14 protein-coding genes are annotated in these 12,335 nt (G+C 63.0%); 2 read left to right on the top strand and 12 right to left on the bottom strand.

Features of this window, described 5'->3' with window-relative positions:
* Window positions 1–42 precede the first annotated feature (42 nt).
* Genes DCO48_RS16470 through DCO48_RS16490 form a run of 5 tightly spaced genes read right to left on the bottom strand, consistent with a single transcriptional unit; the run spans window position 43 to window position 3,950 of the window.
* On the bottom strand, window positions 43–675 hold the full coding sequence (locus DCO48_RS16470; protein WP_116551675.1) for an SCO family protein: 633 nt from the start codon (window positions 673–675) through the stop codon (window positions 43–45).
* A complete protein-coding gene (gene cyoE / locus DCO48_RS16475; protein ID WP_116551676.1) occupies window positions 672–1,571 on the bottom strand; it encodes a heme o synthase in 900 nt (299 codons plus the stop codon). Before cyoE ends, DCO48_RS16470 begins: the two co-directional genes overlap by 4 nt.
* Window positions 1,556–2,638, bottom strand: coding sequence for a heme A synthase (locus tag DCO48_RS16480; RefSeq protein WP_116551677.1), 1,083 nt, complete (start codon window positions 2,636–2,638; stop codon window positions 1,556–1,558). Before DCO48_RS16480 ends, cyoE begins: the two co-directional genes overlap by 16 nt.
* A 12-nt stretch (window positions 2,639–2,650) precedes the next feature.
* Window positions 2,651–3,244 carry a hypothetical protein gene (locus DCO48_RS16485; RefSeq protein ID WP_116551678.1) on the bottom strand — a complete coding sequence of 198 codons (594 nt, stop codon included), beginning with the start codon at window positions 3,242–3,244 and terminating at the stop codon, window positions 2,651–2,653.
* Complete coding sequence (locus DCO48_RS16490) at window positions 3,210–3,950, bottom strand: SURF1 family protein (RefSeq protein ID WP_116551679.1); 741 nt, start codon at window positions 3,948–3,950, stop codon at window positions 3,210–3,212. The genes DCO48_RS16485 and DCO48_RS16490 overlap by 35 nt, the downstream gene beginning before the upstream one ends.
* A 60-nt stretch (window positions 3,951–4,010) precedes the next feature.
* On the opposite strand from DCO48_RS16490, the gene DCO48_RS16495 reads away from it, so the two are divergent.
* Window positions 4,011–4,214, top strand: a complete 204-nt coding sequence (locus DCO48_RS16495) for a twin transmembrane helix small protein (protein ID WP_116551680.1) — start codon at window positions 4,011–4,013, stop codon at window positions 4,212–4,214.
* Between the two features lie 6 nt (window positions 4,215–4,220).
* On the opposite strand, the gene DCO48_RS16500 is transcribed toward DCO48_RS16495, so the two are convergent.
* The 4 genes from DCO48_RS16500 to coxB form a co-directional block, all read right to left on the bottom strand.
* A complete protein-coding gene (locus DCO48_RS16500) occupies window positions 4,221–5,105 on the bottom strand; it encodes a cytochrome c oxidase subunit 3 (RefSeq protein ID WP_116551681.1) in 885 nt (294 codons plus the stop codon).
* 12 nt (window positions 5,106–5,117) lie between these two features.
* On the bottom strand, window positions 5,118–5,687 hold the full coding sequence (locus tag DCO48_RS16505) for a cytochrome c oxidase assembly protein (RefSeq protein WP_116551682.1): 570 nt from the start codon (window positions 5,685–5,687) through the stop codon (window positions 5,118–5,120).
* 25 nt (window positions 5,688–5,712) lie between these two features.
* Window positions 5,713–7,305 (bottom strand): cytochrome c oxidase subunit I, encoded by a 1,593-nt coding sequence (ctaD, locus tag DCO48_RS16510; RefSeq protein ID WP_116551683.1) that lies wholly within the window; start codon window positions 7,303–7,305, stop codon window positions 5,713–5,715.
* Window positions 7,306–7,381: 76 nt separating this feature from the next.
* Complete coding sequence (gene coxB, locus DCO48_RS16515; protein ID WP_116551684.1) at window positions 7,382–8,509, bottom strand: cytochrome c oxidase subunit II; 1,128 nt, start codon at window positions 8,507–8,509, stop codon at window positions 7,382–7,384.
* A 368-nt stretch (window positions 8,510–8,877) separates the two neighbouring features.
* On the opposite strand from coxB, the gene DCO48_RS16520 reads away from it, so the two are divergent.
* The gene (locus tag DCO48_RS16520) at window positions 8,878–9,525 is read left to right on the top strand and encodes a hypothetical protein (RefSeq protein WP_116551685.1); all 648 of its coding nucleotides are present in this window, start codon (window positions 8,878–8,880) and stop codon (window positions 9,523–9,525) included.
* A gap of 163 nt (window positions 9,526–9,688) precedes the next feature.
* Here DCO48_RS16520 and DCO48_RS16525 read toward each other — a convergent pair whose 3' ends face one another.
* The 3 genes from DCO48_RS16525 to DCO48_RS16535 all read right to left on the bottom strand — a co-directional run bounded on the left by DCO48_RS16525 (window position 9,689) and on the right by DCO48_RS16535 (window position 12,298).
* Window positions 9,689–10,411 (bottom strand): carbonic anhydrase, encoded by a 723-nt coding sequence (locus tag DCO48_RS16525; RefSeq protein WP_116551686.1) that lies wholly within the window; start codon window positions 10,409–10,411, stop codon window positions 9,689–9,691.
* A 240-nt stretch (window positions 10,412–10,651) separates the two neighbouring features.
* Window positions 10,652–11,710, bottom strand: a complete 1,059-nt coding sequence (locus DCO48_RS16530) for a PA0069 family radical SAM protein (protein WP_116551687.1) — start codon at window positions 11,708–11,710, stop codon at window positions 10,652–10,654.
* 84 nt (window positions 11,711–11,794) lie between these two features.
* Entirely contained in the window at window positions 11,795–12,298 is a 504-nt protein-coding gene (locus DCO48_RS16535; RefSeq protein ID WP_116551688.1) for a hypothetical protein, read from the bottom strand.
* Window positions 12,299–12,335: the final 37 nt, after the last annotated feature.

Below are 12,335 nucleotides of genomic sequence, written 5' to 3' on the forward strand. Positions count from 1 at the left end.
TGCCTGCTCCTACAGGGGGACGGCGTAAATCGAAAGACCTAATCAGTCCCGCTCAACCAGCCCAGGCAACTGCGCCAGCAGCTTGGCATTGTTGAACGGCGCCCGAATAAACCCGCGCTGCGTGCCATCCGGCCCCAGCAGAGCCAGGTTGCCACTGTGATCCACCGTGTACCCAGGCTTGCTGGTATCGGCCGGAATAAACGGAATACTCACCGCATTCGCCAGCTTCTGGGTGTTCTCCAGCGAGCCGGTCAGGCCGCGGAAGTCCTTGTCGAAATAACCCAGGTACTGCTTCAGCTGAGCCGGGGTGTCACGGTTCGGGTCGACACTCACCAACACCACCTGCAAGCGCTCTAGGGCCGCCTTGGGCAGCTCGCTCTTCACCTGCCGCAACTGCGCCAGGGTGGTCGGGCAGATGTCCGGGCAATAGGTGTAGCCAAAGAACAACAGCGACCATTTCCCCTTCAGCTCATCGAGCTTCACCGGCTGGCCGTTCTCGTCGGTCATTTCCAGCGCCGGCACAGTACGGCTCTGCGGCAGCAGGATGATCCCGGCGTCGATCAGCGCCGTCGGGTTGCCCTGGTTGCGGCCGTTGAGCACCTTGTTGATGGTCAGGCCGAGAATCAGTGCAACCACGGCCACGAGGATGAAGACGGTTTTCTGGGTTCGAGTCATAGGTTCAACAGTAAGTAGTGGTCTACAAGCAGCGCGATGAACAGCAGGAACAAGTAGTAGATAGAGTACTTGAAGGTCCTGATCGCCGCGTGCGGCCGACTGCCACGGTACAACACCCAGGCCCATTGCAGGAAGCGCGCGCCCAGCAGCAGGGCACAGCCCAGGTAGAGCAGGCCGCTCATGTGAATCACGAACGGCAACAGGCTCACCGCCAGCAGCACGCAGGTATAAAGCAGGATGTGCACCTTGGTGTAATGCTCGCCGTGGGTCACCGGCAGCATCGGAATATCGGCCTTGGCGTACTCTTCCTTGCGGTGAATCGCCAATGCCCAGAAATGCGGCGGGGTCCAGGCAAAGATGATCAGCACCAGCAGCAACGGCTCGGCGCTGATATGCCCGCTGATCGCCACCCAACCGAGCAACGGCGGCGCCGCCCCGGCCAGCCCGCCAATCACGATGTTCTGCGGCGTGGCGCGCTTGAGGAAGCCGGTGTAGATCACCGCATAGCCCAGCAGCGAGGCCAGCGTCAGCCAGGCGGTGAGCGGGTTGGTGAAGGTCAGCAGCAAGAGCATGCCGAGCAGCGCCAGGCTCAGGGCGAACAGCAGTGCCGCCGCTGGCGCCACCCGCCCCTCGGCCAGCGGCCGCTTGTGGGTACGCGCCATCAGCGCATCGATGCGCCGGTCGAGCACATGGTTGACCGCCGCCGCCGCGCCGGCGCAACAACCGATGCCGAGGTTGCCGAACAGCAGGACGGTCCACGGCACACCGGCGCGGGTGGCGAGGAACATCCCCACCAGCGAGGTAATCAGCATCAGCACCACCACCTTGGGCTTGGTCAGCTCCAGGTAATCGCGCCAGCCGGCCCGATGCTGGCGTTCGCTCAGAAGCGCTGCCATGGGTTCTCTCCAAGGTAATGAACCACGCCGCCAGTACTCAGCGGGGTAAGGCGCCAGCCAGGGCTGACGCGACGGGCTTTGACCTGCGTCGCCAGGCGCATGCGGTAATTCACCAGCACCAGGGTCAGCAGCAGGCAGGCGCCACCGGCGTTATGCGCCACCGCTACCAGCAGCGGCAGGCCGAACAGCACGTTGCTGATACCCAGCGCCACCTGCGCCGCCAGCGCCAGCAGCACCAGCCGGGCCAGGCGGCGCAGACCGATGTGGTAGAGCTGCCAGGCCAGGGTCAGCAGTACCCCGGTCACCAGCAACGCGCCCAGCCGGTGGGTGAGATGGATGGCCGTGCGCGCCTCGCTGTCGAGCTGCCCGCCGAGGTAATTGGGGCCGATGTGCTGGGTCAGGTGAAAACCGTTGGCGAAGTCTGCCTGCGGCCACCATTGGCCATGGCAGGTTGGCAGGTCGACGCAGGCCACCGCCGCGTAGTTGGCGCTGACCCAGCCGCCCAGGGCAATCTGCCCGATCACCAGCAGCAAGGCCAACGCCGCCAGCTTGCGCAGGCGCAGCGGCAACCCCGGCAACGGCATGAACGCCCGCGACAGGCGCAGGCTCAGCAGGAACAGCAGACTCAAGGTGGCGAAGCCGCCCAACAGGTGCGCAGTGACCACCTGCGGCCACAGTTTGAGGGTCACCGTCCACATGCCGAAGGCGGCCTGGGCGAACACCACCGCCAGCAGCAACAGCGGCAGGCGATAGGGCTGGCCATCGCGACCATGGCGGCGCAGCGCCTGCACCGCGAGCATGGCGATCACCAGCGCCAGGGTGCCGGCAAAGTAGCGGTGGAGCATTTCGTTGCGGCCCTTGTGCGCTTCTACCGGGGTGTCGGGGAAGTGCCGTTCGGCGTGGGCCAGCTGTGCTTCGGTTTTCGGCACGCCGATAAACCCGTAGCAGCCCGGCCAGTCCGGGCAGCCGAGGCCGGCGTGGGTCAGGCGGGTATAGGCACCGAGCAGTACAACCAGCAGCGCCAGCAGGGTGGCGAACACAGCGAGGCGATATCCGGGTCTGACCATCGAGGCGCGCTCCTAACCGATGTTGGACAGCTTGAGCAGGTGGCGCAGGTCGTTGAGCACGTCCTTGCCCTTGATCCGCGCGTCGTAGCGCAGCACCAGGTTGCCGTGCGGGTCGACAATCCACAGTTGCGCGTCCTGCTTGTGGCCGGTGAAGGCGTCATAGCGCGGCACGTCCAGCGGGTAGCGTTGCAGTTGCGGGTACTCGCGTTCGAGCCTGGCCTGGTAGTCGGCGCTCAGCGGTTGTGCGGCGGCCAACGCGTGACTGGCGCGGCTGGCGTCGCGGCCCAGGCCGATCTGGATCTGCCGCGCCAGGTACACCAGCTGCTGGCAATCGACGCCGCAGTCCTTGGGCGTGCTCACCAGCAACTGCCAACGTGCTTCGCTGGCCGGGATGCCAAGGTCGGCGCGGGTCTGGCCGTCGCCGATCAGCTCGCCGTGGTAATTGCGGCTGTCCGGCACCCAGAACTGCAATTTGTACATCGCCGTGGCGAGGATCATCGGCCCCAGCGCCACCAGCAGGATCAGGATCAGTTGCAGGCGCCCGCGCAAACGTCCGTGCGGCGCCGCCGCATTAGAGGTGCTGGGCGGATTCATGACGGCTCCCATGGTTTTTCTCCTTGTTCTTGTGCCAGCCGAAATAGAGGTAAAGCGCGAACAGGGCCAACGCCAGGGCAAACCACTGCACGGCGTAGCCCAGATGTTTTTCCGGGCCCAGGACAACCACCGGCCACGCCAGGCGCAGGCTGGCCGGGCCAGGCTCCAGGCGCAGCTCATGGGCAAAGCCCTCGCGGCCCAGTTGTGGCCACAGCTGCGCGGCGTCGATGGCGGTGAGCAGGCGCGGCCACTGCCCACCTTGCGGGTCGGCCTGCAACTGGAAGGTGCTACCGGGTGCCACGTAGACCCAGGCGTCCAGACTCAGGACGCTGGCCGGGGTGCTGAAGCGCACCGGCGTGCGCCGGTCGGGCCAGGCCAGCCAGCCGCGGTTGATCAGCAGCCACTGGCCGCTGGGCTGGTCGAGGAACGGTTGCAGCAACTCGACGCCGACCTGGCCGTCGCGCTGGCGGTTGTCCAGCAGCAGGCTGTGCGCGGCATCGAAGCGGCCGTAGAGATGCACGCGGCGATAGGCCGGGTCGGTGTCCTGTAGCAACTGCACGCTGGCCAGCGGCGCGGCGGCCTGGCGTTCGGCGTAGGTGGCGAGCAGCTCGCGCTTCTGTTCGGCACGGCTCAGTTGCCAGCAGCCCAGCGCAATCAACCCCGGCAGCAACAGACACACCACCAGGGTTGGCCCCAGGCCAGGGCGAAACGGCCTCATCCGGCCGCTCCAAGGTCAGTCGCTATACTGAAAGTCATCGCATCCCCCCGGAGTACCGCCATGCTCAAAGCCGCGATTGTCCTGATGCTGCTGGCCACGGTCGCCAGCCTGTTCAGCGGCCTGTTTTTCCTGGTCAAGGACGACGGACACTCGACCCGCCTGCTCAAGGCCCTCACCGTGCGGGTCAGCCTCGCCGCCGTGACCCTGGCCTTGATCACCTGGGGTTTCTACAGCGGCCAACTGGTGTCCCACGCCCCCTGGTAAAAGTGCCTACAGCACGTACACGAAGATAAACAGGCCAACCCACACCACATCGACAAAGTGCCAATACCAGCTGGCCGCCTCGAAGCCGAAATGTTTGTCGGCGTCGAAGTGGCCACGCAGGATGCGCATCAGCATCACGAACAGGATCAGCGTGCCCATGGTCACGTGCGCACCGTGGAAGCCGGTGAGCATGAAGAAGGTCGCGCCGTAGATCCCCGAACCCAGCGTCAGCCCCAGTTCGGTGTAGGCCTCGTGGTACTCGTAGGCCTGCAGGATGAGGAACGCCACGCCAAGCAGGATGGTCAGCGCCAGCCAGAACTTCAGCGGGCCGCGATGGCCCTTGCGCAGGGCGTGGTGGGCGATGGTGATGGTCACGCTGGAGCTCACCAGCAGGATCGTGTTGATCAGCGGCAGGTGCCACGGGTCGATCACGTCCTTGGGCGGCGGGAACAGTGTCGGATCGGGGGTGTGCAACAGCGGCCAGCTGAACTGGAAGTTCGGCCAGAGCATGTGCGTCACGCCCTTGGCGCCTTCGCCGCCAAGCCACGGCCCGGCCAGGTGGCGCACATAGAACAGGGTGCCGAAGAAGGCGATGAAGAACATCACTTCGGAAAAGATGAACCACGACATGCCCCAACGGAACGAGCGGTCCAACTGCGGGCTGTAGAGCCCGGCGCGGCTTTCCTTGATCACCGCGCCGAACCAGCCGAAGAGCATGTAGGCCAGGCACAGCGCACCGACGAAGAAGATCAGCGGGCCATGGGAATCGCGCCCGGCCTTGAGGTCGTTGAACCAGGTGCCCAGGCCGAATACCGTGATGAACATGCCGATGGTGGCAATGATCGGCCACTTGCTCTGCGCCGGTACGTAGTAGTGCTGGTGTTGGGCCATGAATTGTTCTCCTTATCGGGCGCTCTCGGCAGTGGCGCTGGCGACGTGGGCCACCGGCGGCTGGCGAGCGGTGATATCGAACAGCGTGTAGGCAAGCGTCAGGTGTTTCACGTCCTTGGGCAGGTCGCGGTCGACGATGAAGCGCACCGGCATTTCGATGCGCTCACCCGGCTGCAACACCTGCTGGCTGAAGCAGAAACATTCGGTCTTGTGGAAATACGCCGCCGCCTCGGCCGGGGTAATGCTCGGGATCGCCTGGGCGGTCATCGGCTTGTCGGTGGGGTTGCGGGCGATGAAGATCATCTGGTTCACCGCCCCTGGGTTGACGTCGATCTGGTCGGCGCTGGAATAGAAATCCCAGACCATGTCGCTGGCGTTGGTCGACATGAACTGCACCTTCACCGTGCGCGACGGGTCGCTGACCTGGGTGCCCTCGTACTGCCCGCCGGTCTTGCCGTTGATGCCGAAGGCCTTGCACATCACGTCGTAGATCGGCACCAGGGCAAAGCCGAAGGCGAACATCACCACCGTCAGCACCAGCAGACGCAGCACCAGACGCTTGATCGAGAGCCCTTCGCTCATGGCTGCAGCCTCCAGAGCTGGCGGTTCATTTCACGTCCGGCGGGGTCTGGAAGGTGTGATATGGCGCCGGCGACGGCACCGACCATTCCAGCCCTTCGGCGCCATCCCACGGCTTGGCCGGAGCCGGCTTGCCGCCGCGAATGCACTTGATGACGATGAACAGGAAGAAGATCTGCGTGGCACCGAAGGTGAACGCGCCGATCGACGAGACCATGTTGAAGTCGGCGAACTGCAGGTTGTAGTCCGGTACCCGCCGCGGCATGCCGGCCAGGCCGACGAAGTGCATCGGGAAGAAGGCCAGGTTCATGCCGACGAACGACAGCCAGAAATGCAGCTTGCCGAGGGTTTCGTCATACATGTGCCCGGTCCATTTCGGCAGCCAGTAGTAGGCCGAGGCGAAGATCCCGAAGATCGCCCCCGGCACCAGCACGTAGTGGAAATGCGCTACCACGAAATAGGTATCGTGGTACTGGAAGTCGGCCGGGGCGATGGCCAGCATCAGCCCGGAGAAGCCGCCGATGGTGAACAGGATGACGAAGGCGATGGCGAACAGCATCGGCGTCTCGAAGGTCAGCGAACCTTCCCACATGGTGCTGACCCAGTTGAACACCTTAACCCCGGTGGGCACGGCGATCAGCATGGTCGCGTACATGAAGAACAGCTCGCCCACCACCGGAATGCCGACCACGAACATGTGGTGCGCCCAGACGATGAACGAGAGGAAGGCAATCGCCCCGGTGGCGTAGACCATCGAGGTGTAGCCGAACAGCGGCTTGCGCGAGAACGCCGGGATGATCGAGCTGACCGCGCCGAACGCCGGCAGGATCATGATGTACACCTCGGGGTGGCCGAAGAACCAGAACACATGCTGGAACAGCACCGGGTCGCCGCCGCCAGCGGCGCTGAAGAAACTGGTGCCGAAGTGGATGTCCATCAGCATCATCGTCACCACCCCGGCCAGCACCGGCATCACTGCAATCAGCAGGAACGCGGTAATCAGCCAGGTCCAGACGAACAGCGGCATCTTCATCAGGGTCATGCCCGGGGCGCGCAGGTTGAGGATGGTGGCGATCACGTTGATCGCGCCCATGATCGAGCTGATGCCCATCAGGTGAATGGCGAAGATGAAGAAGGTCACGCTTTCCGGCGCATAGGTGGTCGAGAGCGGGGCGTAGAAGGTCCAGCCGAAGTTCGGCCCGCCGCCGGGCATGAACAGAGTCGACACCAGCAGCAGGAACGCTGCCGGCAACAGCCAGAAGCTGAAGTTGTTCATCCGTGGCAGGGCCATGTCCGGCGCGCCGATCATCAGCGGGATCATCCAGTTGGCCAGGCCGACGAAGGCCGGCATCACCGCGCCGAAGACCATCACCAGACCGTGCAGGGTGGTCATCTGGTTGAAGAACGCCGGCTCGACGATCTGCAGGCCGGGCTGGAACAGCTCGGCGCGGATCACCATGGCGAACGAGCCGCCGAGCAGGAAGGCGCAGAAACTGAACCACAGGTACATCGTGCCGATGTCCTTGTGGTTGGTGGTCAGCACCCAGCGCATCAAGCCCTTGGCCGGGCCGTGGGCGTGGTCATGGCCGGCATGACCGTGGTCGTCGATCACTGCACTCATGTCCTGTCTCCTGCAATCGGGTGAACGGCGCGGGCATCGGCTCCGCGCCCGTTGCGAGAACGCATGCTGGGCTGGCTCATTTGCTTTCCGCCTGCTTGATCGCCAGCACGTCCTTAGGGGTAACCATGTCGCCCTTGTTGTTGCCCCAGGCGTTGCGTTCGTAGGTGACGACGGCGGCAATGTCGACTTCCGAAAGCTGCTTGCCAAAGGCGGCCATGGCCGTGCCGGGTTTGCCGTGGAAGACGATGCTCAGGTGACCTTCCTTCGGCCCGGTGGCGATCTTCGAGCCCTTGAGCGCTGGGAACATCGGTGGCAGACCCTGGCCTTCGGCCTGGTGACAGGCGACGCAGGTGGTGTGGTAGACCTTGTCGCCGCGTTCCACCAGCTCTTGCAGGGTCCATTCCTTGCTGGTCAGCTCCTTGAGCTTGGCGGCCTCGGCCTTGCGTTCGCCCAGCCAGGTGTCGTAGTCGGCCTTGGACTTGACCTCGACCACGATCGGCATGAAGCCGTGGTCCTTGCCGCACAGTTCGGTGCACTGACCGCGATAGATGCCGGGCTTCTCGACGCGGGTCCAGGCCTCGTTGACGAAGCCGGGAATGGCATCGCGCTTGACCGCAAAGGCCGGCACCCACCAGGAGTGGATAACGTCGGCGGCGGTCACCAGAAAGCGCACTTTCGCGCCGACCGGCAGCACCAGCGGCTGGTCGACTTCGAGCAGGTAGTGCTCGTCTTTAGGGGCCTTGTTATGAATCTGCTCGGCGGGGGTGGCAAGGTTGCTGAAGAACTCGACGTCCTGGCCCAGGTACTTGTAGTGCCATTTCCACTGGTAGCCGGTCACCTGGATATCCACGTCCGACTCGCTGGCATCGTAGATATCGATCAGGGTCTTGGTTGCCGGGATCGCCATCGCCACCAGGATCAGGAACGGTACCACCGTCCACATGATCTCGACCCAGGTATGCTCATGGAAATGCGCCGGCTGCTGGCCAGTGGAGCGGCGGTGGACGATCATCGACCAGAACATCGCGCCGAATACCACGAGGCCGATCACCACGCAGATCCAGAAGATGGTCATGTGCAGGTCGAACACGGCGTTGCTGACTTCAGTCGCCCCTGGTGCCATGTTCACCGTCCAGGCGGCTTGCGCCGGCGTGAATAGCGACCACAACAGGAGGCCCATCCAGACGTGTGGATGTCGCATCATTGCGGGTTCCCCTTATCGTTCTTGTTATCCCGGAGGCGTGGACCTACGGCTAAGGGTACGGCGTCAAGACGGCGAACTTTGACGACGAGCCCCTGCTGAACAGCAGGTGGGCCTCATCAGCCAATCACTTTCAAAGCGGAGTATAGACAGCGACCCGGACCACGCAACGCGCTGCCGAAAATCGCTCATTCAGGGATAAGCCTTACGCTTGAGGCCTTGTAAGACATAGGCGCGGGAGCAATGATGGCACTTCGATATAGCTTTCGTGCGATTTAGTGCATAGGAGTTATTACAAATGCGTCTTAAGCTTTTGCAGAAGCAGGCTACCTTATGTCTTTCGTTTGTCATCCCTTGTCCTTGGAGTTGTCATGAACATCGCCGCAGTGCGCGATCAAATCACCAAAGCCCACGAGCATGAAGCCAGCCATGGCCAGTTGAAAGCGCAACTCGCGCAGCAATTGCCGCACTTGCACCCTACGATTCAGTTGCCGGAAAAGGACGCCCAGGGCACGTTGGCCCGCTTTGTTGCCGCTTATATCGATCAGGTCCCGGAGATGCTCGAGGCTGCCCATGAGGTGGCGCTTGAAGCCGGTATCGAGTCGCAGATCAAACCCGTACTGAAGATCGCCGAAGCCTATTTCCTCCAGCCCCCGGACATCATGAATGGTCATGTCGGCCTGGAGAGCCTGCTGGACGAAGCGTACCTGGCGCATCGGCTGGTCGAGGAAGTCAACGACCTGTACATCAAGCATTTCCAGCAGCCATTGATTCCGCTGGACACGACCCTGGCTAACCTGATCGCCCATCAGTTGATCGGCGAGGCCTTTGCCAACCAGCTGGACGAAGTGGTGCACCACTCGGTGGACAGTATGCTCAATGAAGAGAGTTTTGCCCTGGAGTCGGTGGAAGCCTACCGCGACAAACTGACCAGCCCGGACACCGGGGCGGCGTGGAAGCGCTGGCCGTGCCTGTCGCGGCAGCTGGGGGTCGGATTGGAGCTGGATCAGCCGGCGTAAACGTTCAAAGAACATCGCGGGACGAGCCCGCTCCCACAGGCGTTGCGGAGCCCTTGTGGGAGCGGGCTCGGCCTGCGCTAGCCTCACCAGCGGCCTAACCTCATGCCCCAACGCCTACCGTAGTACGCACCCACCCCTCGGTGATGTTCAGGAAGCGTCAGGGCTAGTAGCGGCCCTTCGGCGTAGCGCAGGGAATCGGCTGGCCAGCCGTCAGCGGCAGGAAGGCGTCACTGACCGCGTCATAGGCGGTGATTTCGCTGGTTTCGATGTCGTAGATCCAGCCGTGGATATACAACTGGCCAGCTGCCAGGCGCGAGGCAACCGAAGGATGAGTGCGCAAGTGCTGCAACTGGGCGATGACGTTTTCCTTGGTCAGCACCTGCATGCTGGCGTGCTCGTCGCTGCAATGGCAGTTGTCTTCCACCACGGTACGGGCGACTTCGGCATGGCGTAGCCAGGCGCGTACGGTCGGCATCTTCTCCAGCGTGTGCGGATTGAGTACCGCGCGCATGGCGCCGCAATCCGAGTGCCCACAGACGATGATGTGCTGCACACCCAAGGCCAGTACGGCGTACTCGATGGCAGTGGAAACGCCGCCGTTCATCTGCCCATAGGGCGGCACCACGTTACCGACGTTACGGGTCACGAACAGGTCGCCTGGCGAGCTGTTGGTGATCAGTTCGGGAACGATGCGCGAGTCGGCGCACGTAATGAACATCGCCCGTGGGGTTTGCGCAGTGGCGAGTTTCTTGAACAGCTCTTCCTGCTGCGGGAAGACTTCATGGTGAAAATGCAAAAAGCCGTCGACGATATGCTTCAACGCGGCATCGGCACTCTCGGCTGCAACAGCCGGGCCGGTCGGAGAGGGTTCTTTTTCTTCTGGCATGATTCATCCTCTATGACGGTTCGAAAGTAGATCCATATTACCGGTAACGGTTCAGGCATCGCTTGTTGGATGACGGACGCGCTGCATAGATCACAGTCGCGCTGGATTGAGCGCTGAAACTAGCGTGCGACACTGCGCCGAAACTGCATCAGAAGGCTCTAGAACGGGCTTTCCGGTTTCTTTGAAGTGGATTCTGGATACTAGCAAAAAAACACTAATAGCCACTATCGAGTACTTGTTTCAGAGCAGCGAAAGCTGCTGCCCGGGCGGACAAAATGCAGTGCAATCAAGGGCATAATCCTCGCGCTGGTTGAGCCCCAGGCGGCGCACGGCTTTACTGAAACGCTGCGCCAGCAGGTCGGCAAACACACCTTCGCCACGCATGCGGCTGCCAAAGCGGCTGTCGTAGATTTCCCCGCCGCGGCTCTGGCGGATCAGGCTCAGCACATGATTGGCGCGTTGCGGGTAGTGATCGTGCAGCCACTGCTCGAACAGTGGCGCCACCTCCAGCGGCAGGCGCAGCAGCATGTACCCGGCATTCAGTGCACCGGCGGCGCTGGCGGCCTCCAGCAACTGTTCCAGCTCGCTGTCGTTGATCATCGGGATCATCGGCGAGCACAGCACGCCCACCGGAATCCCCGCCTCGCGCATCACCCGGATCGCCCGCAAGCGCGCCTTGGGCGCCGCTGCACGGGGTTCGAGCGTGCGCTTGAGTTCGTCGTCGAGGGTGGTCAGGCTGATCATCACCGACACCAGCCGTTGCTTGGCCAACTCGCTGAGCAGGTCGAGATCGCGCAGGATCAGCGCCCCCTTGGTGATGAGGGTGACCGGATGCCGATAGCGCAGCAGCACTTCCAGCAAACGGCGGGTGAGCAGTTGCTCGCGCTCGATGGGCTGGTAGGGGTCGGTGTTCGAACCAAGGTTGATCGGCGCACAGACGTAGCCGGGCTTCGACAGTTGCTGCTCCAGCACCTCGGCCGCGTTGGTCTTGGCGATCAGCTTGGTTTCGAAATCGAGGCCCGGCGAGAGATCCCAGTAGGCATGGCTGGGCCGCGCGTAGCAGTAGATGCAGCCATGCTCGCAACCGCGATAGGGGTTGATCGAGCGGTCGAAGGGCAGGTCGGGCGAGCTGTTGCGGGTGATGATGGTCTTCGCGCTTTCCAGCCGTACCTCGGTGCCCTGGGTCAGCGGGGCTTCCTGGTACCAGCCATCGTCTTCGGCCAGCGAGCGGTTCGGCGCGAAGCGGTTGTGTGGATTGTGCGCGGTACCACGACCGCGCACGGGAGGGGGGGTGACCATGAGGAGCACCTCTATACTGGATAAATATACAGTATAAGAATGCTCGGCGCAGCGCCAGTCGAGGCGACGAACTACCACCCAGGGTCACTTCACCCTGACCAGCAGAAACTCGCACTCCTCGCCCAGTTCAACGTTCAGGTAATGAAACACCCCCGGCTCGTAGTGAGGCCGATCGGGCAGCGCCTTGACCGTGTGGCCGCGATGGTCGCGCCAGCGGCACATCAGGCCCTTTTCGGTCCATTTCAGCGGTTCGAGTTTCCAGAAATCCGTGACCTCAGCGTTGTAGTAGAGCCCCAGGTAACCATTGCGGCTGATACCGAGCTTCTTCTGCGCGTCCTTGCCGGTGCCGCCGATGTTGAAGTGCAGACGCTCTGCCGTCTGCGCAATACAGGTGAAGGCCAGCGCTGGCGGCCGCTTGTCGCCGCCGACCTGCAGCCAGTCATCCTCCGGGACCACGCCGCCGTGGAACTTGTCGCTGTAACGGCTCAGGCGCAGCGGTATTTCGCGGCCATCCTTGAGCAGGTAGATCAGACCTTCGAGCCGCTCGATCTGTTCGGCATACGGGGTTGGGGTTTGCGGGTCGTCCATGGGCACTCCTGGTGCGTTGGCTGTTCGGGTTGCTCAC

It is taken from the genome of Pseudomonas sp. SDI (assembly GCF_003105155.1).
Classification (GTDB): Bacteria; Pseudomonadota; Gammaproteobacteria; order Pseudomonadales; family Pseudomonadaceae; genus Aquipseudomonas.